The organism is Burkholderia sp. BCC1996 (genome assembly GCF_905339955.1).
In the GTDB taxonomy this organism is placed as follows: Bacteria; Pseudomonadota; Gammaproteobacteria; order Burkholderiales; family Burkholderiaceae; genus Burkholderia.
On the sequence record NZ_CAJPHM010000001.1, the window covers coordinates 412,029 to 435,561 of the forward strand.

Below are 23,533 nucleotides of genomic sequence, written 5' to 3' on the forward strand. Positions count from 1 at the left end.
TCAGTCGTTCGTCAGCCGAGATCGAGCGCGTTCGTCAGATCGCCCGGCGGCGTCGCGCCGCGCGACGCGAACGCCTTGTCGCGCGCGGCGACGCCGTCGAGCGGCGCGAGTCCGTGCACGCGGCTGATGAAGCGCAGGATCGAGTTCGTGTCGTACATCGTGTGGTCGACGTAACCCTTCTTCGCGAACGGCGAGATCACGAGCGCCGGAATCCGCGAGCCGGGGCCCCAGCGATCGCCGACCGGCGGCGCGACGTGATCCCACCAGCCGCCGTTCTCGTCGTGCGTCATCACGATCACCGTGTTCGCCCACTGCGGGCCGCGCCGGATGCGTTCGATCACGTGCGCAATGTGGCGGTCGCCGGATTCGACGTCCGCATAACCCGCGTGCATGTTCAGGTTGCCCTGCGGCTTGTAGAACGCGACGGCCGGCAGGCGGCCCGCGTCGATGTCGGCGATGAAATGATTGGTCGACGGCTCGTCGCCGAGGCCCGCATCGCGCAGGTGCTTGCGGCGCGCGTCGCTGCCCGGCGCGTAGTTCACGAAGTAGTTGAACGGCTGATGGTGGTACTGGAAATCCGGCACCGTGCCGGTGTCGCGGTGCTCGAGCGCGTACTGCCACGCGCCGCTGTACCACGCCCAGTCGACGTTTTTCTCCGACAGTCGGTCGCCGATCGTCGCATGGCCTTGCGGCGGGATCACGCGACGGTCGGCCGGATCCGCATACGCGGCGTTGCCCGGATCGGCCGGCGGCACGTAGCTCGGCTGGTAAGGCGGCGCCATCGTGTTGACACCGTAGCCATCGGGCGTCAGCGGGCCGTCGACCGCGAATTTCGGCGGGCCGTCGAGCGCGGACGCGGGCGAATCGGCGGCGAGCGTCAGCCGCGTGCCGGCCGGATCGTCGCCATCGACCTTCGACAGCAGCTTCGCCGCGTGCGGATGCTTGTGCGCATCCGGATACATCGGCGGCTGCGCGGAAATCAGGAACATGTGGTTCAGCCACGAACCGCCGAAGGCCGCCATGAAGAAGTTGTCGCACAGCGTGTATTGCCGTGCGAGGTTCCACAGCCGCAGCGTGTCGGCGGAATTGCGGTAATGGCCCATCACGAGGCCGCCGGAATCGGCCCACGCGGCGAACTGGTCGTTGCGGCCCGCGGCGATCTGCATCTGGTTCTGGTAGAAGCGGTGCCACAGGTCGCGCGTGATCACGCCGTTCGGCAGCGGCTTGCCCTGTGCGTCGGCGATCCGGAACGGGGCGTTCGGCAGCTTGTCGATGTCGCGCTCGGCGATCGCGTAGCGCTGGCCGCCGACTTCCTGTGCCTGCGGCACGAGCCCGCCCCAGATCTTCGGCAGCACCGGCAGCGGCGTCTTGCCGTCGCGATCGAGCTGCCGCGCGTGCTCGGGCTTCACCTCGCTCAGCGGATACTGCACGCCCGGGAAATCGCCGTACAGGTTCGCGAAGCTGCGGTTCTCCGCATAGATCACGACGATGTGGCGCACCTGCCGGCGCAGCGCGTCGTCGAGCCGCAGGTCGGCGGCCGAGCGCGGCGCGCTGCCCGGCGTGGTCTCGCAGCCGCCGAGCGCGACGCCCGCGCCGAGCGCGGCGAGGCCGCCGAGCATGCGGCGGCGGTCGGGATCGACGGGAAGGTCGTCGGGGCGATCGGGGGTGTCGTTCACGTCGTGTGCTCCTCGGATGGGCGGTTGTCGTTCGATGCGCGGCAGCGTCGCATAGCCTGCCGCGACGCGCGGCGGGACGCAACGGCCGGCGTCGCGCCTGGGTGGGACGCCGGCTGTCACTAAAATGTCACGAACGCGACTATAACGCGGCCGCCGGCGTCGATGAAAGGCGTTTGTCGGACAATGCGCGACGTCCGCGCGCGAACTAGACTTGAATCACGGGCGGCGCGTTGCGGCGCGCTGCCCGCGCGAACGGCGCCCGGCGGCGCCGTCGCGGTGTCATTCATGCGACGAAACGAGGCGACGATGGCGCGGATCCATTCCGTTTGCGCGTGGCCGGCGATGCCGCGCGCCGACCGGGCGCGCGTGCACGCGTAAGCGCGCGCGTCGACGCGCGCGGCCGGCCCGATGCCATGGACAGGAAATTCGATTACGCAGGATTGCTGATCGCGGCGGGCTTCTTCGTGCTGTTCGCCGCGCAGTTGCTGATGCTGCGTCCGGCGTCGACGATGATCGCGTACAGCGACTTCCACCGGCTCGTCGCCGCGCGGCTCGTCGACGATCTCGAGATCGGACCGGCGACGATCACGGGCACGCTGACGATGCCGCAGGCCGGCACGCTGCTGCCGGCGTCCGAAGTCGCGGCCGTGAAGTCGGACGGCACGCCGCCGCGCTTCAGCACCAACCGCGTGACCGACCCGCAGCTGATCGACACGCTGACCGCCGCCGGCATCCGGTTTCACGGCGCGTCCGACACCGGCTGGATCGCGTCGCTCGCGTCGTGGCTGGTGCCGCTCGTCGCGTTCGTGTTCATCTGGAACCTGATGCTGCGCAAGCGTGGCGGGCTGCAGGATTTCACCGGGATGGGCAAGAGCCGCGCACGCGTGTACGTGCAGCAGGAAACCGGCATCACGTTCGACGACATCGCGGGCATCGACGAGGCGAAGGCCGAGCTGCAGCAGCTCGTCGCGTTCCTGCGCAACCCCGATCGCTACCAGCGGCTCGGCGGCAAGATCCCGAAGGGTGTGCTCGTCGTCGGCGCGCCCGGCACCGGCAAGACGCTGCTCGCGCGCGCGGTGGCCGGCGAGGCGGCCGTGCCGTTCTTCTCGATCAGCGGCTCGGCGTTCGTCGAGATGTTCGTCGGCGTCGGCGCGGCGCGCGTGCGCGACCTGTTCGAGCAGGCGCAGCAGAAGGCGCCGTGCATCGTGTTCGTCGACGAGCTCGACGCGCTCGGCAAGGTGCGCGGCGTCGGCCCGATGTCGGGCAACGACGAGCGCGAGCAGACGCTCAACCAGCTGCTCGTCGAGATGGACGGCTTCCAGGCCGGCTCCGGCGTGATCATCATGGCCGCGACCAACCGGCCGGAGATTCTCGATCCCGCGCTGCTGCGCCCGGGCCGCTTCGACCGTCACATCGCGATCGATCGGCCCGACGTGAACGGCCGCCGCCAGATTCTCGGCGTGCACGTGAAGCGCGTGAAGCTCGCGGCCGAGGTCGATCTCGGCGAACTCGCGTCGCGCACGCCGGGCTTCGTCGGCGCCGATCTCGCGAACGTCGTCAACGAGGCCGCGCTGCATGCGGCGGAACTCGGCAAGCCGGCGATCGGGATGGACGACTTCGACGAGGCGATCGACCGCGCGCTGACGGGCCTCGAGCGCAAGAGCCGTGTGATGAACGCGCAGGAGAAGCTGACGATCGCCTATCACGAGGCCGGCCATGCGCTCGTCGCGGAAAGCCGCGCGCATTGCGATCCGGTGAAGAAGGTGTCGATCATTCCGCGCGGCGTGGCCGCGCTCGGCTACACGCAACAGGTGCCGACGGAGGATCGCTACGTCCTGCGCCGCAGCGAGCTGCTCGATCGGATCGATGCGCTCCTCGGCGGGCGCGTCGCGGAAGAACTCGTGTTCGGCGACGTGTCGACGGGCGCGCAGAACGACCTCGAACGCGCGACCGCGATGGCGCGCCACATGGTCATGCAGTACGGGATGAGCGAGAAGATCGGGCTCGTCAGCGTCGACGACGGCGAAACGCGCACCGGCATCCCGGGCGCATGGCATGCGGGCGAGGGCCGCTGCAGCGAGCACACCGCACGGATGATCGACGACGAGGTGCATACGCTGTTGACCGATGCGCATGCGCGCGTCGCGGCAACGCTCGGCGAACGCCGCGATGCGCTCGAACGGATCGCGCGACGGCTGCTCGAGCGCGAGGTGCTCGAACGCGACGCGTTGCAGGCGCTGATCGACGGGCGCGAGGCGCCGGTCGCCGAATCTTCCCTGACCGATCGCGGGCCATGCACGAGCGCCAACGCGCCGGAGCAAGCGTCGGCGATCGAGCGCGATTTCGTCGCATACGGGCCGCCGCGCGAACCCGAACGCTGAAGCGCAGACCGCTCACGCAGACGGCGGGCGGCCATGATCGCGCCGCGCCTTCGCTGCAATTCGCACTTGCCGGCACGGCGTCGCGCCGGCGTTCTCTTTCCCTTTTTCGAGTCACGGAGTCGCCATGAGCGAGGCACACGTATCGGTGGATGTCGCGCAGCATGCGCGTTTCAGTTTCGAAGTCACGTTTGCCGGCACCGAGCTTTCGCCGGTGCTCACCGACGAGCCGCCGCCGCTCGGTGCCGGCCGCGGCCCGAACCCGGTCCGGCTGCTGGCCGCGGCGGTCGCGAGCTGCCTCGCGGCGAGCCTGTTGTTCGCGCTCGAGAAACAGCGCGTCGATCCGCAGCCCGTCACCGCGCATATCGACGTCGACATGGTGCAGAACGATGCGGGCAGGGTGCGCGTCGGCGCGATGGCCGTGACGCTGTCGGTCGGCAAGGCATGGGCCGATCTCGCGGCGGCGACGCGCATGCTCGACCGGTTCGATGCGTATTGCGTGGTGACCGAGAGCATGCGCGAAGGCATTCCGATCGCGGTGGCGGTGCAGGACGTGAACGGTGCGGTGCTCGACCGCGAGACGACCGGCGTGTAAGCGAGCGACAGGACCCGGCGCGTCAGGACACGGTCGCGGCGGCGACTTCCGCGGCCTCGGCGAGCGCCTCGAGAAAGCGCGTGCGCCACCAGTGCACGTCAGTCTTGCGCACGATCGCCATCAGCGCGTCGTGACGCTGGCGGCGTTCGTCGAGCGGCATCGTGAGCGCGCGCTGGATCGCCTGCGCGGTGCCCTGCGTGTCGTACGGATTGACGAGCAGCGCAGGCTTCAGCTGCTCGGCCGCGCCCGCGAAACGCGACAGCACGAGCACGCCCGGGTCGGCCTCGTCCTGCGCGGCGAGAAACTCCTTCGCGACCAGGTTCATCCCGTCGCGCAGCGGCGTGACGAGCGCGACACGGCTCGCGCGGTAGAGGCCCGGCAAGCGCTTGCGCGCGACCGTGCGGTGGATGTAGCGCATCGGCATCCACTCGAGTTCGCCATAATCGCCGTTGATCGCGCCGCACAGGCTGTCCATCTCGCGCCGCAGGTCGTCGTACGCGCCGAGATCCTCGCGGCTCGGCGCGGCGATCTGGATCAGCGTCGCGCGGTCGCGGTTCTCCGGATACTGTTCGAGCAGCTGACGGAACGCGTGCACGCGCTGCGGCAGCCCCTTCGTATAGTCGAGCCGGTCGACGCCGACGAGCAACTGGCGGCGCGAATACTCGTCGCGCATTCGCTCGAACATGTCGATGCCGTCGCGATTCTCCGCGAGCGCCGTGAACTCGTCGACGTTGATGCCGATCGGGAACGCACCGGCCGACAACGTGCGGCCGAACGCGCGCAGGCGGCCGTCCGGCAGCCGCGCGGCGCCGGCTTCCGCCTCGACGTAGTGCTCGAAGTGAAGCAGGTCCGATTCGGTCTGGAAGCCGACGAGATCGTAGGCGAACAGCGAGCGCATCAGCCATTCGTGCTCCGGGATCGCGGCCATGATCGGCGGCGGCGGCATCGGAATGTGCAGGAAGAAACCGATCGGGTTCGTGCAGCCCGTCGCGCGCAGCTCGGCGGCGAGCGGAATCAGCTGATAGTCGTGGACCCAGACGATATCGTCTGGGCGCAGCAGCGTGCTCAGCTTGCGCGCGAACAGCTGGTTCACGCGCCGGTATCCGTCCGCGAAGCGGCGGTCGAACTGTGCGAGATCGAGGCGGTAGTGGAACACCGGCCACAGCACGTTGTTCGAGTAGCCGAGGTAGTACGCGTCGTAATCCTGCGGATCGAGATCGATCGTCGCGAGCTGGATGCCGCCGACGTTCTGGATCTGCACGTCTTCGCCGTGCGCGGGATGGTCGCCGTCGCCGCGCAGCCTGCCGCTCCACCCGAACCAGACGCCGCCCGATTCCTGCAGGCTGTCTTTCACGGCCACGGCAAGCCCGCCTGCCGCGGCTTTACGGGGATCTGCAATACGATTGGATACGACGACGAGTCGGCTCACCAGCTCTCCTGCGAATGGTTGGGGAAGGTTCGTGCGGCCAGGGCGTGAGGCGGACGCCGCCATCGACGCGTGGCGCGATGGGGCCGCGATACGAACGGACGGGAATCAGGGCGCGCGATTCGCCGTTCGAACGTGGAGTGCTTTTTTTAGGATACTCGTCATTCGGCTGATTTAAAAGTGCATGACCGGGATCAATGATCCTGCCTGTCGGTGCGATGCAGTGCGATGCGCGGCGTTCCGCGCGTTCGACCGGCAGGACCGGAAATTGCACGGCCCCGCAGCGGCCGTGTGCGCAGCGGAAGGTGGATGGCCGGAGAAGGGAGAGCGAAGGCGAGGCCGATTCGATCGTGTTCGGTCACGCCGGCGCGGTCGTTCGCGACGGTTTCGATCGACGCAGGCTGGCTGCGCCGATCGATCATGGCGGGCGTTGGCGACGCGCGGGACGCGTGGCGCGAACGCACCGGCGCGCGATCAGAACGTCGTGCGCAGGCCGGCCATCACGCTGCGGCCGCCTTCCGGCGCGAAGCCGCGCACGACCGAGGTCGCATAGCGGATCTCCTGGTTCGTCAGGTTGTCGCCGCGCAGGTACGCGAGCCAGTGCGTCGCGCCGACACGGAACTTGTACGTCAGCATCACGCCGAGCGACGTGTAGCCGTCCGTCGGAAAGTCGTTGTCGGGCACACGATGCTGCGACCACGCGTGCGTGACCTGCGCGCGTGCGCCGAACGGGCCGTAGCCGTAGTCGGCCGCGAGCGTCGCGCGCAGTGGCGCGATGCGCGGCAGCGGCTGGCCGGTGTCGACGTTACGCGCATGCGTGTAGTCGGCGGTCAGTTCCAGGTCGACCGTATGGCCGCGCTGCGCGAACGCGCGCCATTTGCCGTCGAGTTCGACGCCATAGAACTCGGCGCGCACGCCGCGATAGATTGCTTCGTTGAGCGTATCACCGGCGCCGGGCGCGACCGGCTCGCCGTCGCCGTTCACGACGCGGCCCGTGTTGTACTCGGTCAGGTAGTTCGAGAATCGGTTGTAGAACACGCCGACGCTGCCGCGGTTCGGGCCGCTCGCGTAGCGCAGCGACAGGTCGGTCGACACGGCCTTTTCCTTCGACGCGTTCGGGTTGCCGATCAGGAACTGGCCGGTCGCATCGTGCGGGCCGTTCGAGTACAGCTCGTAGAAGGTCGGCGCGCGCTCCGTGTAGGCGACGTTCGCCGCGACCGACCACACGGGCGTCAGCGAGAACAGCGCGCCGGCCGAGACGCTGCCGGCATTGAAGTCGCGTGGTTGCGCACCTGCGAACTTCTCGATGCCGGCCGGATCGGGATCGACCTTCACGTGCTCGAAGCGCCCGCCGACGCTCAGCTTCAGCGCCGGGACGACCCGCCATTCCTCGAGACCGAACAGCGCGACGCTGTTCGTGCGCGTCGACGGCACGAGCGTTTCGTCGCCGAGCGCCGAGAACGTGTTCTGGCCGAACTGCACGCCGATCGCGCCTTCGAACGGGCCGATCCTGCGATGCCGCGTCTCGATGCGCGCTTCGTAGCCGCGGTTGCGGAAGGTGGTGGCGGTTTCGCCGTTGTCGACTTCCTTGTGGCGATAGTCGGTGTACGCGAAGTCGAACTTCAGCTTCGTGAACGGGCCGCTCAGGTTGCGTATCTCGGACGCGAACGCGAGCCGTTCCTGGCGCATCCGCAGGCGCACGTCGTCCTCGGCGACGGAGCCGTAGTTCGACTCGTAGCCGCTGTACGACAGGCCCGCGAAACCGTCGGCCCACGTGTACGACGCGCCGAGCGCGCCGCCATGCACGCGGCCGTCGCTGTTCGGCACGTTGCCGTACGGTTGCGGCGTATCGGGATCGTCGATCGCGCGTTGCTGGCTGCTGCGTGCGTAGCCGGGAATCCGCAGCTTGCTCGTTTCACGGTCGAACGCGTCGACATGGAACGCGAAGCGGCCGTTGCCGCCTTCGACCTGCGCCGCGCCCGCGCGCACCGAGTTCGCGCCGCCGTAGCGCGCGTCGAGCGCGCCCGTCACGCCTTCGATCGCTTCGCGCGGAATCCGGTTGTCGATCGTGTTGACGACGCCGCCGACCGCGTTGCCGCCGTACAGCAGCGCGGCCGGACCGCGCACGATCTCGACGCGCTCGATCGACAGCGGATCCTGCGGCACCGCGTGGTCGTACGACAGCGACGACGCGTCGTAGGCGGCGACGCCGTTCTGCAGCAGCCGGATCCGGTCGCCGTCCATCCCGCGAATGATCGGGCGGCCGACCATCGGCCCGTAGGTGGTGGTCGACACGCCGGGCAGGCCGTTGAGCGTCTCGCCGAGCGAATCGGCCTGGCGGCGCGTCAGCGCATCGCCGGACAGTTGCGCGGTCGGCGCGATCAGCTCGGTGTCGCCGAGCGGGTTCGCGGTCACGAAGATCGGCGCGAGCGGTGTGGTCTGTGGCGGCGAAGACGGGGCGGGCGTCTCGGCCTGCGCGTGCGCGACGGCGGCGAACAGCATCAGCGAAACGGGCGAGAGCGGGCGAAGCGGTAGACGAGGGAGGTCGCGCATGGTCGGTGAATCGGTTGGTATCGGAGCGGAAAGCGAGCCATGCGGGTCAAGGCTGGATACGATATATTGTTGCATTTGCGGCGCGCAGTGACCCGGTTGGATTGGACTCGGCGTAGCCCGGCCACCCGGATGAGCGAGCTTCAGGTGGACGAGATCGCGAAATGATATGTTATATCATTTCGAATTCCAAGCGAAACGGCGGCATGCCGCAGGGTTTCCGACAAGCTGCGGAAACGGCGGCGAAAGCAGAGTCCGGCCGTCAAACCCGCGCCTCCGGCACCGGTGGCCCACGCAATAGGTCTCGCGATGAATCCGTCACCGTCGCGCGCGTTTCCCGCTCCGTTGATACGTATCAAGTCGTTCCGGTTTCGAGCCCGGATACTGGCCCGGTCATCGACCAGACAGGAGCGACGCATGACTCAAACCATGAAGGCGGCGGTGGTCCACGCGTTCGGCGAACCGTTGCGCATCGAGGAGGTGCCGGTCCCGACGCCGGGCCCGGGCCAGATCCTCGTCAACATCAAGGCGTCGGGCGTCTGCCATACCGACCTGCACGCAGCCGACGGCGACTGGCCCGTGAAGCCGACGCTGCCGTTCATTCCCGGCCACGAAGGCGTGGGCGTCGTCGCGGCGGTCGGGGCGGGCGTCACGCACGTGCGCGAGGGCGACCGCGTCGGCGTGCCCTGGCTCTACACGGCATGCGGTCACTGCGAGTACTGCCACACCGGCTGGGAAACCCTTTGCCACGGGCAGCAGAACACCGGCTATTCGGTCAACGGCAGCTATGCGGAATACGTGCTGGCCGATCCCGACTACGTCGGCCATCTGCCGGCGCAGGTCGCGTTCGACGAGATCGCGCCGATCCTGTGCGCGGGCGTGACCGTCTACAAGGGCATCCGCGTCACCGACACGCGCCCGGGCCAGTGGCTCGCGATTTCGGGCATCGGCGGGCTCGGCCACGTGGCCGTGCAGTACGCGCGCGCGATGGGCCTGCACGTCGCGGCGATCGACGTGTCTCCCGCCAAACTCGCACTCGCGCGCGAACTGGGCGCCGAGCTGACGATCGATGCGTCGGCCGACGATCCGGCGAAGGTGATCCAGAAGGAGATCGGCGGCGCGCATGGCGTGCTGGTGACGGCCGTGTCGCGCAGCGCGTTCGCGCAGGCGCTCGGGATGGTGCGGCGCGGCGGCACGGTGGCGCTCAACGGCTTGCCGCCCGGCGATTTCCCGCTGCCGATCTTCTCGACGGTGCTGAACGGCATCACGGTGCGCGGCTCGATCGTCGGCACGCGGCGCGACCTGCAGGAATCGCTCGATTTCGCGGCGGACGGGCTGGTGCGCGCGCATATCCATCGCGACCGGCTCGGCAACATCAACGACATATTCGCGCGGCTGCGCGAAGGGAAAGTCGATGGTCGCATCGTGCTGACCGACATGCATTGACGTGCATTCGGGAGCGCTGCCGCGACGCAATGGACGTCGCGGCAGCGCTACGCTCACCCGCGTCTGTCGGAGGGATGAAAGGGTGGCGGGAGGGGACGTGAGTGTCGGTCAGCGCGATCGGTTCGTGGATGACCGGGGCGCCGGGGCGTATGCGCCGGCTTGCGACGGCGGCTATCCGATCTTGTCGACCTCAGGCACGACCGCATTCGGCCGGCGTGCACCCCTTCATTCGCGCTGCGTGCGCTCATCGTCGGCGCGCAACGCCCGGCGAAGCTGTTCGGTCAGGAAGAGCCATACCGCCTGCTGGGCTGCGTTGCGCTTGGCACTCTCGTGCGACACGAGCCAGAGCGTCAGGTAATGCTTCTGCGCATCGGGAAAAACGCGGGCGAGACCCGGTTCACGCTCCGCGAGCATGCACCACAGCGGCGCGACGCCGCCGCCGGACAAGACCGCACGCTTCAATGCATCCCATGAATTGACCTTGGTGCTGACGCGCGCGTCGTGCGGCGCGTATTCGCGCAGCCAGTCCGCGAACGGTTTCGGGATGTCGCCGCCCCAGCCGATCCAGGTGCCGGTCATTTCGCCGTCGTGCCGGTCCGCCGGCCCGTACACCGCGACCTCGACTTCGCCGAGTGCCACGCTGTCGAGTCTTGCGGGGGCTTCGTGCGATACGCAGATGCCGAGATCGGCGCTGCGCTCCGCGACGACCGCAAGCGGATCGCCGACGTTGCTCACGTCGAGATTGACGAACGGATTGCGATGATGAAACGCGACGATGTCGCCGATGAATGCATCGCCGAGCGAGGCGGAAACGGCGAGCCGCACCGTGCCTTCGACGCCGCCGTGCGGCCGCTGGCGGAGCGTGGCCAGCAGGCTCGCTTCCTCCTCCATGCGCGATGCGATCGACAGGACTGCGCGGCCGGCTGCTGTCAACTGGAAGCCGCCGTCGTCGAGCACGAAGAGTTGTGATCCCACCGATTTCTCCAGCACGTCCACTCGCCGGCTGACGGTGGTTCGGTCGACGCCCAGTGCTTTGCCGGCGGCAAGATACGAGCCCGAATTCGCGACGGCGAGGAAATACCGGAGGTCATCCCATTTCACCGCGGTATGTGTGTGTTTTTGCATGGTGGGGGTGCAAATAAACTCATTTTCTGGTTGTTGGGCGTTCTCTACACTTGGGTGCTGGAGGAACACGGTTTCGATCTCGACAAACAGGATCCCGTCCGGATCGTACGCTCGTTCGACGAGTCGAGCGGCGCCGCGAAGGCGCGGGAAATTGCCATCGTTGGCAAGTAAATAGACAGGAGACACGCATGACATCGGACTATTTCACCGGCAAATACCCGAAGGGCTGGTTCGCAGTCCTATTTTCTGATGAAATCAAGCCGGGCGAGATTAAATCGCTCAGCTACTTCGCCCAGGAGTACATCGCGTTTCGCGGCGAGAGCGGGCAGGTATCGATCCTCGATGCATTCTGTCCGCACCTCGGCGCGCATCTGGGCGACGGTCGCTGCCAGGGCGATACGATCGTCTGTCCGTTCCACGAATGGCGCTTCTCGCAGACTGGCGCCTGCGTCGACGTGCCTTACGCGAAACGCATTCCGATCAAGGCGAAGGAGGGCGCATTGGCCGCCCACCCGGTGCGCGAGATCAACCAGATCGTCCACATGTGGTTCGATCCGGCCGGCGGGCCGCCGAGCTGGGAACTGCCGGTCGATCCTGCCATGAACGGTGCCGATGGCTGGACGCGCTGGTACTTCAAGCGGTGGCGGGTGCGCACGCAGGGCAAGGAAATCATCGAGAACCTCGTCGATGCGCCGCATTTCACGTACGTTCACGGGTCGCCGATCGAGGATATCTCGGTGCACTTCGACGGTCATATCGCGTCGCAACGCTCGACGATCGGCGGGCATCCGACGCTCGGCAAGCAACTGACGACCGAGGCGACCTATTACGGTCCGGCCGTGATGCATGTATCGATGGAGGGAACGTACGCGAGCAAGCAGGTGAACATTCACACGCCCATCGATACCGAGCATGTGGACGTTTGCTACGGCATCAAGATCCAGCGCGATCCGACGCTACCCGACACCGATGCGATCGCGCAGGAATACGCGCGATTCGCTCACGACGCATTCGATCAGGATGTCGTGTTGTGGCGCAGGAAGATCTATCGCGCGGCGCCGCTGTTGTGCGACGGCGACGGTCCGCTGTTCCAGCTGCGCGACTGGTACCGGCAGTTCTTCCAGGAATCGGTGCAGGGGGGCTGAGCGCGCGTCGATGCCCGCACGCTGCCGCGACGGTCGACATCGCGGCAGCGCTCGCTCACCCGCGCATCACGGCGCGAAGAACACGTCGGTGCGGTTCGTCAGGTTGCCTGCGTTGGTCTGGACGAAGAACGGATGGAAAGACGACGACGGCAGCACGTCGAGCCCCTGGTAATCGCCGATGAAGAAGCCTTCCGCATTCGGCGCGAGCTTCATGTCGAACGGGCCGCCGACGCGCCGCTCGTCCGCGAACGTGGTGCCGCCGTCATGCGAGATCTTGCGCCAGAACCCGGTCGGCAGCGTCGTCGTGTTGCCGGCCTGCAGGTCGCGGAAGTCGTAGTAGGTGACCATCGCCGCGCCGGCATTGTCGACGCGCACCGACGGATTGAACGCGGGACGCCCGGTCGGCGTGTTCACTTGCAGCGGCGCGCTCCAGCTCGCGCCGCCGTCCTTCGACGTCGACAGCGCGATCTCGTCGTAGTTGCCGCCGTTGAAGCGGCTGTCCTGCCACACGACGTAGAGCTGCCCCGACGCCGGATCGATCGCGGGTTCCGGAATGATGTCGCCGGTGCGTACCGGTTCGCCGGTGTTCGGATCGGTCACGCCGACCGTCTGCAGCCCCGCGATCACCTGCGGTTTCGTCCAGGTCGCGCCGTCGTCGGTCGACTTGACGAACGCGACCTTGCCGGCCGCCTTGTTGAACGGCGGCTGGATCAGGTCGAAGAAGTCGTAGAGCGTGCCGGTCTTCGGATCGACGACGATCTGGTTGCCGATCGTCTGCTGGCGCGACGGCACGTTGACGATCACCTTCGCACGGCTCCACGTCTTGCCGCCGTCGACCGTCTTCGAAAAGAACGTCGGCCCGCGGTATGCCTGCGTGTGCAGGTTCGCGTACGGGTTGCCGTTCGGCAGTTCGAGGCGGTCCCACACCGCGTAGGCCGTGCCGGCCTTCACCGGGTTCGCCGTCACCGATTCCTTGTCGTTGAAGAACTGCGTCGTCGGTTCGTCGTTCGCGATCAGCACGGCCGGGCTGCTCCATGTCTGTCCGCCGTCGGTCGACACCGAGGCCGCGACCGCGTTGCTGTTGTTCGACTGGTTGAACGAGATCGATACCGAATACGCGGTGCCGTCCGGACCGAACGACACCCACGGATCGGACGCGCGCTCGTACTTGAGCCCGCCCGGCGCGCAGGCGCTGAACGGCTGCGGCGTGCGCGCCCAGGTCGCGCCGCCGTCGAACGTATAGCCCGCGACGAGCCCGTGGGCGCCGCCGTTCGACCAGCGGTCCTGCTGCCACACGCCGATCATGTTGGTCGGGTTCGCCGGGTTGACCGACAGCCACGGTTCGACCTCGGCGTTCACGTAGTTCGTGCCGGGGCCGCCGATGGTGCAGGCGGCGAACGGGCTCGGGCCGGACACGACCACGGGATCGGCATGCGCGGCCGCGGCGGCGGCCATCGCCACGGCCATCGCGGCGGACAGGCGGGTGAGGCTGGGGACAAGCGAGTGGGACACGATCGTGCGTCGCATGGACTGCTCCTCGTTGACGTGCGGCGGCGATGGCGCGGCACGGCGGCACGACGCGCACCGGTACGCGCGGCAATGAATGCCGTGCCATGCGTCGGATCGTGTCGTTCAGGAAGCCGCCGCGGTCATCGCAATCCGCGTGTGCTGGATGCCGCCAGCACGTCGGTCAAGACACCTCTTCGTTTTCATTGCTTGTCGGGTGCGTCCAGGGTTGCGGACGCAACGGGAAGGCCAGGCCGTGCAGACGACGAATGCGTCGAAGTGGATTGCAATGTAGGCGATCGATATGCGGCGCGGCAGGCAATTTTTTGTAACAGTACGTAGCCGGAAAGCGTTGCCGAAGCAATGCCGCCGGAATGCAAAATTTGCCGCCTGAAAGTTCGGAAACCGAATTGAAAGCGCGAATCGAAAGCACGAATCGAAATCGCTATCGATTACGCTGGTTCGTGCCGATGCGGCGCGCCGCCGGCACGGTTCAGCGCTCGGCCGGAAAGCGGTCCTGCAATGCGTGCAGCCAGCGCGCGACGACGTCGAGTTCGGCGTCGGAAAAGCCGTCGCACAGCTTGCCGTTCAGCTCGCGCAGCGCCACGCGCGCGCGCTTGAGCGCCGCGTGTCCTTCGTCGGTCAGGAACAGTCGCGTTGCGCGCCCGTCGTCCGAATCGGCGTGACGCGCAAGCAGGCCGGCCTTCGCCATCCGGTCGGCGAGCCCCGTCATCGCGGACGGCGCCAGTTGCAGCGCCGCACCGACTTCGCCGATCAGCGCGCCGTCCTGCCTCGCGAGGCAGAACAGCACGCCGGCCTGCGCGGCGCTCGCGCGCGCATCGGTCTCGGCCTTGCGGTCGACCCAGCGCTGCACGCGCCGCTGGCCGATGGTCAACAGGAAAAACAGTCGTCGGTCTTCGCTCAAGCTCGGTTCCCGGCTGCAATGGAAAGGGACGGGCGACCCGCATCGCGCGGCGCGTCGAGCGCCTGCGCGAGCCAGTCGGCGACCGCGGGCCACAGCACCGTGCCTGGCCGGCTGCGGAAGAAGCCCATGTGTCCGACCGGCCCGCTGCCCGCGGCGTGCGGATCGATCTGGCGGCGTTCGACGGCCGCCCGGGTCAGGTAGCTTACCAGCAGGTCGATCGCGGGCGGGTTCGCCCACGGATCGTCGTCGAAGCCGAGCACAAGGATCGGCAGCTGCTGCTTCGAGAAGCGCTCGGCCGCGCCGAGCGTCGGATCGTCGAAGAAGTAGCGCGGCAGCGTGGTCCAGCGGCTCCATTCGCGGAACACGCCGGCCGGGAGGTCCTCGCCGAGGCCGAGCCGCTTGCCGGGCACGTAGCCGAGCAGCGCGGACGCGAGCGGGCCGAGCACGCGCAGGATCAGCCGCACTTTCAGCCGCTCGGCCGCGCGGGCAATCAGCCGCGTGCTGCCCGCGTGCGCGGCGACGAGCACGGCCGCGCGCAGGTGCGCGGTGCCGGCCGACAGCCCGATCGCATGGCCGCCGACGCTATGCCCGACCGCCAGCAGCGGCAGCCCGTCGTGCGTAGCGCGCGCCCACGCGATCGCGGCGCCGACGTCGAGCTCGACCCAGTCGCGCATGCGGGCCTGCAGCGCGCTCAGCCGCGCGGGCCGCGACGCGCCGATGCCGCGATAGTTGTAGGTGAGCGCCGCGAAGCCGCGTTCGGTCAGGAAGCGCGCGAAGCCCGCGTAGAGCCGCTCCGGCACGGCGGTGGCCGGATGGATCAACACCAGCGCGCGCGGCGGCGCGTCCGGCGACCACAGCGTGCCGCGCAGCGTGTAGCCGTCGGCGGCGGAAAACTCGATGGGTTCTGACGTCATGGCCGTCCTCGTTCCGGGTGGGTATTTCGTATGCGAAATATAGTTCGCCATGTATTTCGCGTGCGAAATATCTGTCGAGGGATCATTCGAACGGCGTTCCACGAAGCCCGGTGGACGGCGTCGCTGCGCGGCGATCATTCCATAAAACGTTTGCATATTTGCATAGAAGAATATTGCGTTTGTCTCATGAAGCGGATCGCCGTATCTTCACCAGTTCCATCCCGTCCGCCAGCCGTCGCGCCAGGCGGACCCAGGGGCGACGCCGTCGCGCGGCCGCCCGCCAACCTCCGGGGAGATCACGTTGTTGAGCCGAATCGTCACGGCGCTGCTGCTCGCGCTCGCCGCGCAGCCGGGCATCGCGAAAGACACCGTCACGCTGCGCGTCGGTGAACAGAACTACTTCAACATCCAGGCATCGATGGAGGCGTCCGGCGTGTTGAAGGACCTGCCTTACACGATCGAGTGGAAGCACTTCCAGGCCGCCGCGCCCGTCGCCGAAAGCCTGAACGGCAATGCGATCGACGTTGGCTTCCTCGGCGATTCCGCGCTGCTCACGCTGGCCGCGCGCGGCGCGCCGGTGAAAGTCGTCGCGGTGTCGCGGCAGAGCCTCGATGGCGTCGCGATCCTCGTGCCGAAGAACTCGCCGGTGCGCACCGTCGCCGACCTGCAGGGCAAGACCATTGCGGTCTGGCGCGGCGCGTGGAGCCAGCAGCTCGTGCTGCGCGCGCTCGAACACGATGGCCTGCGCGCGGATTCCGTCAAGTACGCGTACCTGATGCCGATCGATGCGACCAACGCACTCGCGAACGGCTCGGTCGACGCCGTGTCGCTGTGGGAGCCGTTCGTCAGCACGCTCGCGCTGCGGCAGGGCGCCCGTCCCGTTACGACCGCGCAGGGCCTGATGCCCGCGCTCAGCTTCGTCGCCGCGAACGAGCAGGCGGCCACCGCCAGGCGCGCGGAGATCACCGATTTCCTGAAGCGCGTGGTGGCGGCGCGCCAGTGGGTCGACAGTCATCCGCGCGAGTACGCGGACCTGTGGGCGAAGCGCGCGAAGCTGGAGCCGGACGTCGCGTACCGCTGGCTCAACAACGCGCACCAGCGTGTGGGCCCGGTCGACGACACGGCCGCGAAGGATGCGCAGAACACCGCCGACTTCCTGCACAAGGCCGGCGTGATTCCGGTCGCGTACGACACGGCGAAGCTGCTCGACCGCTCGTATGCGGGCGCGTTCGCGGCGCCCGCGCAGAAGACGGCCGCCGCGCAGTGAGCGTGCTGCAGCACGCAGCCATTTCCGATCGACGACAAGAAGGACCATCGACATGCCCGTCGACATCATCGGCATGATCACCGCGACGCCCGGCGCGGAGGTCGACGTACCGGGCGGGGCCGCCGTCCAGCCCGACTACGTGCGGCGCTTCGCGCAGGCGCACGAAGCCGCCGGCTTCGACCAGATCCTGGTCGGTCATTTCAGCAACGCGGCGGACGGCTTCATCGTCGCGTCGTTCGCGGCCGCCGCGACCGAACATATTCGCATCCTGCTCGCGCACCGGCCGGGCGTGATCGTGCCATCGGCCGCCGCGCGGCAGATCGCGACGCTCGACGTGTTCAGCGGCGGCCGGCTCGCATTGAACGTCGTGTCCGGCGGCGACGATGCCGATCTTCAGCGCGACGGCGATTTCGTGCCGCACGACGCGCGCTACCGCCGCACCGGCGAATATCTCGACGTGCTGAAACGCATCTGGCTGGCCGACACGCCGGTCGATCACGACGGCGAGTTCTATCGGCTGCATGGTGCGTCGCCGGTCGTGAAAGGCGCGCAGCAGCCGCACGTGCCGATCTATTTCGGCGGTTCGTCGCCGGCCGCGCTGGCCGTGGCCGGGCAGCACGCGGATGTCTACATGACGTGGGGCGAGCCGCTCGCGGCCGTGCGCGAGCAGATCGCACGCGTGCGGGCCGCGGCAGTGCCGTTCGGACGCGCGCCGCGCATCAGCGTGTCGTTCCGGCCGATCGTCGCGGACACCGAAGCCGCCGCGTGGGAGAAGGCCGAGGCGATCCGCGCGCGCGTGCGCGCGGCGCGGCTCGCGAACGGCCAGCCGATCGACGGCCATGCGCCGCAGAACGCAGGCTCGCAACGCCTGATGGCCGCGGCCGCGCAGGGCGACGTGCTCGACGAGCGGTTGTGGATGGGCGTCGCGAACCTGACCGGCGCGCGCTGGAATTCGACCGCGCTCGTCGGCACGCCGGAACAGGTCGCGCGTGCGCTCGGTGCGTATTACAAGCTCGGCGTATCGACGTTCCTGATTCGCGGTTTCGATCCGCTCGACGATGCGCTGGATTACGGACGCAAGCTGATTCCTGCGATCCACGCGCACATCGCGGAACTCGACCACCATCGCGATCGCGCGGCGCTGACGGCGTAGGAAACGACGGCCCGCCCACGTCGGTTCGCCCCGGCATCTTCTTTAAGGGATGCCGGGGCGATTTCATTTGCTGCGCGACCGATGCGCAGCTCGCTGTGCCGACGCAACGGCACGTCGACACATCGGCACATCGGCACATCGGCACATCGGCACATCGAATCAAAACGACGGCAATCCCGGCGGATTCGTCTCCGCGCGGGCGACCGCCTCGCTCTGCAACCCCCAGCGCGCCAGCGCCTGCCCGTAGCGGCCGTTGTCGATCAGCGCGTTCGTCGCGAGCGTCAGCGCCGGCGCGAGCCCGCTGCCGCGGCGCGTCGCGATCGCGACGTCCGCGTTCGCGGGCCAGCCCGCGTTGACGACGCCGACCCGCCGGATCTTGCCGTCGCGCGCGGCTTCGTACGCGAGCGACGCGTTCGGATTCAGCTCGGCATCGGCGCGGCCCGACAGCAGCGCGACGCGTGCTGCCGCATCGTCGTCGAAATAGAGCAGTTCGGTCGGCTTCAGCCCTTGCGCGACGTTGCGCCGGCTCCATTCGAGCAGGATGCGCTCCTGGCTCGTCCCCGCGCCCGTGATGACGCGCAGGCCGGCGACGTCCTTCGGTTCGGCGATCTTCGCGATCGGGCTCGCGGTGCGCACGTAGAAGCCGTGCAGCCCGAGCCGGTAGGTCGTGAAGTCGTATTTCTCCTTGCGTTTTTCGGTCACGCCGACGTTCGAGATCACCGCGTCGTACTTGCCCGACGTGAGCCCGAGCGGCCAGTCGGCCCATGCGATCGGCACCAGCACCAGCGTGCGGCCGAGCGCGTCGGCGACGAGCTGCGCATAGTCGGGATCGGCACCGACCACGGTGCGTGCGTCGGTCGCATAGGTCGATACCGGTGGCGCGTGCGGCGAGATCGCGACCGTGAAGGCCCCGTCGCGTACCCAGCGGTAGTTGCTTGCCGCGCGAATCGCCGCATCGTCGCGCGATGCGCGGATCCGGCCGGCCTGGCGCGGATCGAGGTCCGCCGTCGCGGCGGCGGCCTCGGCCGCGTGCCACCGGAGGCCGGCGGCGGCCGCCAGCGTGGCGGTGATGAACTGGCGTCGGTCGATCATCGTCGGTTGCCTCGCAGGTCGTGAGCGGCGTGCATCAGAGCACCCGTGACAGGAACGCGCGCGTGCGCGGATGGGCCGGCGCGTCGAGCACGACGGCGGGCGGCCCCGACTCGACGATGCGGCCGCGCTCCATGAACAGCACGTTGTCCGCGACTTCGCGCGCGAAGCCGATCTCGTGCGTGACGATCACGAGCGTGGTGCCCGAGCGTGCGAGCTCCTTGATCACGTCGAGCACTTCGTTGACCAGTTCGGGATCGAGCGCCGACGTCGGCTCGTCGAACAGCAGCACCTTCGGGCGCAACGCGAGCGCGCGCGCGATCGCGACGCGCTGCTGCTGGCCGCCGGACAGCTGGCGCGGGTACGCATCGGCTTTATCGGCGAGGCCGACGCGCGCGAGCAGCGTGCGCGCGGTGCGTTCGGCGGCCTCGCGCGTGGCGCCGCCGACGGCGACCGGCGCCTCGATCAGGTTCTCGAGCACCGTCAGGTGCGGAAACAGGTTGAAGTTCTGGAACACCATGCCGACCGCCGTGCGGCGCTTCAGCACGTCGCGCTCCTTCAGCTCGTGCAGCACGTCGCCGTCGCGCCGATAGCCGATCAGCTCGCCGTCGATGTCGATGAAGCCGTCGTCGACACGCTCGAGATGGTTGATGGTGCGCAGCAGCGTCGACTTGCCCGAACCGGACGGCCCGACGATCACCGTCACGCTGCCGCGCGGTGCGACGAACGACACGTTGTCGAGCACGCGCTGCATGCCGAACTGCTTCGATACGTTGTGCACGGCGACTTCGCCGCCGGTGCGCGGCACCGGCGCGGCCGCGGCGTCATCGTGGGCCGCCGCGCCGGTTGCCGTTGAGTTGCGCGCCGCCGCATGCCGCCACAGCGCACTGACGCGCGCCAGCACGAACGTCAGCGCCGACGGCGGCGGGTTGCGCAGCGCGCCGCGCGCATAGTGGCGCTCGACCTGTACCTGGATCGCGGACAGCACGGTCAGGATGATCAGGTACCAGACGGTCGCGACCATCAGCAGCGGAATCACTTCGAGATTGCGCCGATAGATCACCTGCACCGTGTAGAACAGCTCGGGCATCGCGAGCACGTAGACCATCGACGTGCCTTTCGCGAGCGAGATCAGGTCGTTGAACGCGGTCGGCAGGATCGCGCGCATCGCCTGCGGCAGCACGATCCGCGTGGTCTGGCGGCCGCGCGGCAGGCCGAGCGCGGCGGCCGCTTCGAGCTGCCCCTGGTCGACCGCGAGAATGCCGCCGCGAATCACTTCCGCGGAAAACGCCGCGTGGTTCAGCGAGAGGCCGAGCACGGCCGCGAGGAACGGGCTGATCAGGTCGGTGGTCGGCGTGTCGAACCACACGATGTCGGTGAACGGCACGCCGAGCCGCACGTGTTCGTACAGGTAGCCGAGGTTGTTGAGGATCAGCAGCAGCACGATCAGCGGAATCGACCGGAACAGCCACACGAAGGTCCATGCGCTCGCCGCGAGCAGACGCGAGCGCGACAGCCGCGCCAGCGCGACGAACCCGCCGAGCGCGAAGCCGAACACCGCGCCGAGCAGCGTCAGCACCAGCGTGCGCGCGAGCCCGGACAGCACCGGCGGCGACAGGAACCACTCGGCGAACACCGGCCAGCCCCATTGCGGGTTGCCGAGGATCGAATACAGCACGAGTGCGATCAGCACGAGCGCGAGCACGGTGCCGACGGTGCGCGACCGGTGCCGGGCCGGCACGATCCGCAGGTGCGTGCCGGCGTCGCGGGCGCGGGAGGGGGAGAGCGGCGGCACTGCGCCGCCGAGATGGGTCGTGTCGCTCATGTCGGTGAGGGTCCTCGATCGAGTTGGCCGGAAGCGCCGCGCGAGGCGGCGCGTCGGCGTCATGCGTGCGCTTCGGCCGCGTCGTCCTGTTGCTGCACCGCGCCGGGCGCCGCATGGCGGCTCGCCTTGCGCGGCAGGCCGAGGTGGTCGCGCAGCGTGCTGCCCGGCAGGTCGCGGCTGTAGCGGCCGCGCGCCTCGAGTACCGGAATCACGAGGTCGATGAAGTCGTCGACGCCCTGCGCCTGTACCGGGAAGCCGAGGATGAAGCCGTCGCCGGCACCGGCGTCGTGCCAGCGGATCAGCTCGTCGGCGACGTGCTCGGCCGTGCCGATGAAGTTCGGGCGCGGCGTCGCGACGGCGAGCGCAGTCTCGCGCAGCGTGAGGTGCTTGCGCTTCGCGTCGGCCTTGATCCGGTCGGTGGTCGAGCGGAAGCTGTTGCGGCCGATGTCGCCGAGTTCCGGGAACGGCGCATCGAGCGCGTACTGCGTGAAATCGTGGTGGTCGAAATAGCGGCCGAGATACGCGAGCGCTTCGTCGATCGTCAGCAGGTCGCGGATCGCCTGGTATTTGTCTTCCGCCTCGGCGGCCGTGCGGCCGACGATCGGCCCGATGCCCGGGAAGATCTTCACGTCGCCGGGCTGCCGCCCGTGCTCGACCCCGCTTTGCTTCACGCGCCGCGTGAACGCGGCCGTTTCGTCGAGCGACGGCGAGTGCGTGAACACGGCGTCCGCGTACTTGCCCGCGAGCCCGATGCCGGTGTCGGACGAGCCGGCCTGGAAGATCACCGGCTGCCCCTGCGGCGAGCGCTGGATGTTCAGCGGGCCGGCGACCTGGAAGAAGCGGCCGTGGTGATCGAGCGTGTGGAGCTTGTCGCGATCGAAGAAGCGACCGGTCGCGCGATCGCGCACGAACGCGTCGTCGTCCCAGCTATCCCACAGCCCCTGCACGACCTCGAGGTATTCGTCGGCGATCTCGTAGCGCAACTCGTGATCCGGATGCGCCTTGCCGAAATTCTTCGCGGTGCCTTCGAGCGGCGTCGTCACGACGTTCCAGCCCGCGCGCCCGCCGCTGATCGTGTCGAGCGACGCGAGCTGGCGCGCGACCGTGAACGGCTCGCTGTACGACGTCGAGATCGTGCCCGCGAGGCCGATCTTCTTCGTCGCGACCGCGAGCGCCGACAGCACGGTGAGCGGCTCGAAGCGGTTCAGGAAGTGCGGGATCGACTTCTCGTTGATGTAGAGGCCGTCCGCGACGAACGCGAACGCGATGCCGGCGGCTTCCGCCTTGCGCGCGATGCCGATCGCGAAGTCGAGGTTGATGCTCGCGTCCGGCGGGTTGCTCGGGTGCCGCCATGCGTTCATGTGGCTGCCTGCGCCTTGCAGCATCAGGCCGAAGGGAATCGATCGTCGGGTCGTCATGGGCGCGTCACGCGTTCTGGTCGGGGGAAAGGGAGCTAAGGGAGCGGTCGGCCGCGAGGGCCGCCTGCACGGGGGTGATCGACTGCGCGCCGCCGAGCCATTCGGCCGACGCGAGCCGTGCCGCGTAATCGGTCACCGGCGAGTCGATCACGAACGCGTCGACGTCGAGCCGCCGGCTCAGCGCGTCGAGCGCGCGGTGGATGCGCTCGGGCGTATCGGCCAGCACGGTCGGGCGCAACTCGTCGACCCGGTAGTCGGACGCGCCGCTTTGCCGCGCGAATTCGGCCGCGGCCTGCGCGCTCGGCAGGTTGAAGCTCTGGCCGCCGGCGAACTGCAGCTTGAAGATCTTCAGCGGCCCGATCAGTCGCTCGGCCTCCTCGCGGGTCGGTGCGGCGACCGCGTACAGCGCGACGAGCGCTCGCGTGCCGCCTGCGTCGCGGTAGGCGGCCAGCGAGCGTTCGAGGTTCGCGTCGTCGCCGTTGAAGTGCCCCGCGTAGCAGAAGCGCCAGCCGTGGCGGGCGGCGAGCGCACCGCTGTCGGGCGAGCCGCCGAGCAGGATGCGCTCCGGCGCGTGCGGCGGCACCGGCATCGCGACCGCGCCGGCGAGCGGATGATCTTCGGCGACGCCCCAGCCCAGGAACGCATCGAGTTCGGCGAGCTGGCCCGCGAAGCCGGGCTTCTTCGCCTTGTCGTGAAACCACTGCAGCGCGCGCGTGGTCAGCGGCAGCCCGCCGGGCGCCTTGCCGACGCCGAGATCGACGCGGCCCGGCCCGAGCGCGGCGAGCAGCTTGAAGGTTTCGGCGACCTTGAACGGGCTGTAGTGCTGCAGCATCACGCCGCCCGAACCGATGCGAATGCGCGACGTGTGCGCGAGCAGGTGCGCGACGACGATCTCCGGCGCGGAGCTGGCGAAGCCGGGCGCGCCGTGATGCTCGGCGACCCAGAAGCGCTCGTAACCGAGCTGTTCGGCGCGCTGCGCAAGGGTCGTCGTGAAGCGCAGCGCGTCGGCGGCGGTCGCGCCGTCGGCGATCGGACTCTTGTCCAGCAATGAAAGCGAGTAAGACATGGTGTTCGGCGTTCCTGCGAAGGCGTGAA

General features: G+C 68.6%; 17 protein-coding genes. 6 read left to right on the top strand and 11 right to left on the bottom strand.

Going from position 1 to position 23,533, the window contains the following annotated elements:
• Positions 1-11: 11 nt before the first annotated feature.
• Complete coding sequence (locus U4Z64_RS01845) at positions 12-1,676, bottom strand: acid phosphatase (RefSeq protein ID WP_321819086.1); 1,665 nt, start codon at positions 1,674-1,676, stop codon at positions 12-14.
• A gap of 413 nt (positions 1,677-2,089) precedes the next feature.
• On the opposite strand from U4Z64_RS01845, the gene ftsH reads away from it, so the two are divergent.
• Together ftsH and U4Z64_RS01855 are read left to right on the top strand one after the other, a co-directional pair.
• Positions 2,090-4,057 (top strand): ATP-dependent zinc metalloprotease FtsH, encoded by a 1,968-nt coding sequence (ftsH, locus tag U4Z64_RS01850; protein ID WP_124484733.1) that lies wholly within the window; start codon positions 2,090-2,092, stop codon positions 4,055-4,057.
• Positions 4,058-4,181: 124 nt separating this feature from the next.
• Positions 4,182-4,649: an OsmC family protein gene (locus tag U4Z64_RS01855; protein WP_044844593.1), complete on the top strand. Its 468-nt coding sequence runs from the start codon at positions 4,182-4,184 to the stop codon at positions 4,647-4,649.
• A gap of 22 nt (positions 4,650-4,671) precedes the next feature.
• Here U4Z64_RS01855 and otsA read toward each other — a convergent pair whose 3' ends face one another.
• Together otsA and U4Z64_RS01865 are read right to left on the bottom strand one after the other, a co-directional pair.
• The gene (otsA, locus tag U4Z64_RS01860) at positions 4,672-6,078 is read right to left on the bottom strand and encodes an alpha,alpha-trehalose-phosphate synthase (UDP-forming) (protein ID WP_044844592.1); all 1,407 of its coding nucleotides are present in this window, start codon (positions 6,076-6,078) and stop codon (positions 4,672-4,674) included.
• A gap of 471 nt (positions 6,079-6,549) precedes the next feature.
• The gene (locus U4Z64_RS01865) at positions 6,550-8,628 is read right to left on the bottom strand and encodes a TonB-dependent receptor (protein WP_321819087.1); all 2,079 of its coding nucleotides are present in this window, start codon (positions 8,626-8,628) and stop codon (positions 6,550-6,552) included.
• A gap of 414 nt (positions 8,629-9,042) precedes the next feature.
• On the opposite strand from U4Z64_RS01865, the gene adhP reads away from it, so the two are divergent.
• Positions 9,043-10,071 carry an alcohol dehydrogenase AdhP gene (gene adhP / locus U4Z64_RS01870; protein WP_124484734.1) on the top strand — a complete coding sequence of 343 codons (1,029 nt, stop codon included), beginning with the start codon at positions 9,043-9,045 and terminating at the stop codon, positions 10,069-10,071.
• Positions 10,072-10,296: 225 nt separating this feature from the next.
• Here adhP and U4Z64_RS01875 read toward each other — a convergent pair whose 3' ends face one another.
• Positions 10,297-11,382, bottom strand: coding sequence for a LysR family transcriptional regulator (locus tag U4Z64_RS01875; protein WP_321819088.1), 1,086 nt, complete (start codon positions 11,380-11,382; stop codon positions 10,297-10,299).
• 2 nt (positions 11,383-11,384) lie between these two features.
• Here U4Z64_RS01875 and U4Z64_RS01880 point away from each other — a divergent pair, with 2 nt between their 5' ends.
• Positions 11,385-12,341, top strand: coding sequence for a Rieske 2Fe-2S domain-containing protein (locus tag U4Z64_RS01880; RefSeq protein ID WP_321819089.1), 957 nt, complete (start codon positions 11,385-11,387; stop codon positions 12,339-12,341).
• A 66-nt stretch (positions 12,342-12,407) separates the two neighbouring features.
• Here U4Z64_RS01880 and U4Z64_RS01885 read toward each other — a convergent pair whose 3' ends face one another.
• The 3 genes from U4Z64_RS01885 to U4Z64_RS01895 all read right to left on the bottom strand — a co-directional run bounded on the left by U4Z64_RS01885 (position 12,408) and on the right by U4Z64_RS01895 (position 15,686).
• Positions 12,408-13,868, bottom strand: a complete 1,461-nt coding sequence (locus U4Z64_RS01885; RefSeq protein ID WP_321819090.1) for a sialidase family protein — start codon at positions 13,866-13,868, stop codon at positions 12,408-12,410.
• A 472-nt stretch (positions 13,869-14,340) separates the two neighbouring features.
• The gene (locus U4Z64_RS01890; protein ID WP_124484736.1) at positions 14,341-14,772 is read right to left on the bottom strand and encodes a MarR family winged helix-turn-helix transcriptional regulator; all 432 of its coding nucleotides are present in this window, start codon (positions 14,770-14,772) and stop codon (positions 14,341-14,343) included.
• Positions 14,769-15,686 (bottom strand): serine aminopeptidase domain-containing protein, encoded by a 918-nt coding sequence (locus tag U4Z64_RS01895; RefSeq protein ID WP_044844586.1) that lies wholly within the window; start codon positions 15,684-15,686, stop codon positions 14,769-14,771. Before U4Z64_RS01895 ends, U4Z64_RS01890 begins: the two co-directional genes overlap by 4 nt.
• Positions 15,687-15,987: 301 nt before the next feature.
• On the opposite strand from U4Z64_RS01895, the gene U4Z64_RS01900 reads away from it, so the two are divergent.
• Positions 15,988-16,953: an ABC transporter substrate-binding protein gene (locus U4Z64_RS01900; protein ID WP_044844585.1), complete on the top strand. Its 966-nt coding sequence runs from the start codon at positions 15,988-15,990 to the stop codon at positions 16,951-16,953.
• Positions 16,954-17,005: 52 nt separating this feature from the next.
• A complete protein-coding gene (locus U4Z64_RS01905; protein ID WP_321795666.1) occupies positions 17,006-18,106 on the top strand; it encodes an LLM class flavin-dependent oxidoreductase in 1,101 nt (366 codons plus the stop codon).
• Between the two features lie 159 nt (positions 18,107-18,265).
• Here the strand turns inward: U4Z64_RS01905 and U4Z64_RS01910 are convergent, their stop codons facing one another.
• From U4Z64_RS01910 to U4Z64_RS01925, 4 genes are read right to left on the bottom strand one after another with little or no spacing between them, the layout of a single operon-like run.
• Complete coding sequence (locus U4Z64_RS01910; RefSeq protein WP_321795664.1) at positions 18,266-19,198, bottom strand: ABC transporter substrate-binding protein; 933 nt, start codon at positions 19,196-19,198, stop codon at positions 18,266-18,268.
• Positions 19,199-19,232: 34 nt separating this feature from the next.
• Entirely contained in the window at positions 19,233-21,020 is a 1,788-nt protein-coding gene (locus U4Z64_RS01915; protein WP_321819091.1) for an amino acid ABC transporter permease/ATP-binding protein, read from the bottom strand.
• Positions 21,021-21,079: 59 nt separating this feature from the next.
• Complete coding sequence (locus U4Z64_RS01920; protein WP_321819092.1) at positions 21,080-22,438, bottom strand: LLM class flavin-dependent oxidoreductase; 1,359 nt, start codon at positions 22,436-22,438, stop codon at positions 21,080-21,082.
• Positions 22,439-22,445: 7 nt separating this feature from the next.
• Positions 22,446-23,504: an LLM class flavin-dependent oxidoreductase gene (locus U4Z64_RS01925; RefSeq protein WP_321819093.1), complete on the bottom strand. Its 1,059-nt coding sequence runs from the start codon at positions 23,502-23,504 to the stop codon at positions 22,446-22,448.
• Positions 23,505-23,533: the final 29 nt, after the last annotated feature.

Excerpts from the sequence above, each read along its gene's own strand:
- U4Z64_RS01855 (WP_044844593.1), top strand. The coding sequence starts at position 4,182 with ATGAGCGAGGCACACGTATCGGTGGATGTCGCGCAGCATGCGCGTTTC.
- U4Z64_RS01915 (WP_321819091.1), bottom strand. The coding sequence starts at position 21,020 with ATGAGCGACACGACCCATCTCGGCGGCGCAGTGCCGCCGCTCTCCCCC.
- U4Z64_RS01920 (WP_321819092.1), bottom strand. The coding sequence starts at position 22,438 with ATGACGACCCGACGATCGATTCCCTTCGGCCTGATGCTGCAAGGCGCA.
- adhP (WP_124484734.1), top strand. The coding sequence starts at position 9,043 with ATGACTCAAACCATGAAGGCGGCGGTGGTCCACGCGTTCGGCGAACCG.
- U4Z64_RS01895 (WP_044844586.1), bottom strand. The coding sequence starts at position 15,686 with ATGACGTCAGAACCCATCGAGTTTTCCGCCGCCGACGGCTACACGCTG.
- U4Z64_RS01865 (WP_321819087.1), bottom strand. The coding sequence starts at position 8,628 with ATGCGCGACCTCCCTCGTCTACCGCTTCGCCCGCTCTCGCCCGTTTCG.
- U4Z64_RS01925 (WP_321819093.1), bottom strand. The coding sequence starts at position 23,504 with ATGTCTTACTCGCTTTCATTGCTGGACAAGAGTCCGATCGCCGACGGC.
- U4Z64_RS01885 (WP_321819090.1), bottom strand. The coding sequence starts at position 13,868 with ATGCGACGCACGATCGTGTCCCACTCGCTTGTCCCCAGCCTCACCCGC.
- U4Z64_RS01880 (WP_321819089.1), top strand. The coding sequence starts at position 11,385 with ATGACATCGGACTATTTCACCGGCAAATACCCGAAGGGCTGGTTCGCA.
- U4Z64_RS01910 (WP_321795664.1), bottom strand. The coding sequence starts at position 19,198 with ATGATCGACCGACGCCAGTTCATCACCGCCACGCTGGCGGCCGCCGCC.
- ftsH (WP_124484733.1), top strand. The coding sequence starts at position 2,090 with ATGGACAGGAAATTCGATTACGCAGGATTGCTGATCGCGGCGGGCTTC.
- U4Z64_RS01905 (WP_321795666.1), top strand. The coding sequence starts at position 17,006 with ATGCCCGTCGACATCATCGGCATGATCACCGCGACGCCCGGCGCGGAG.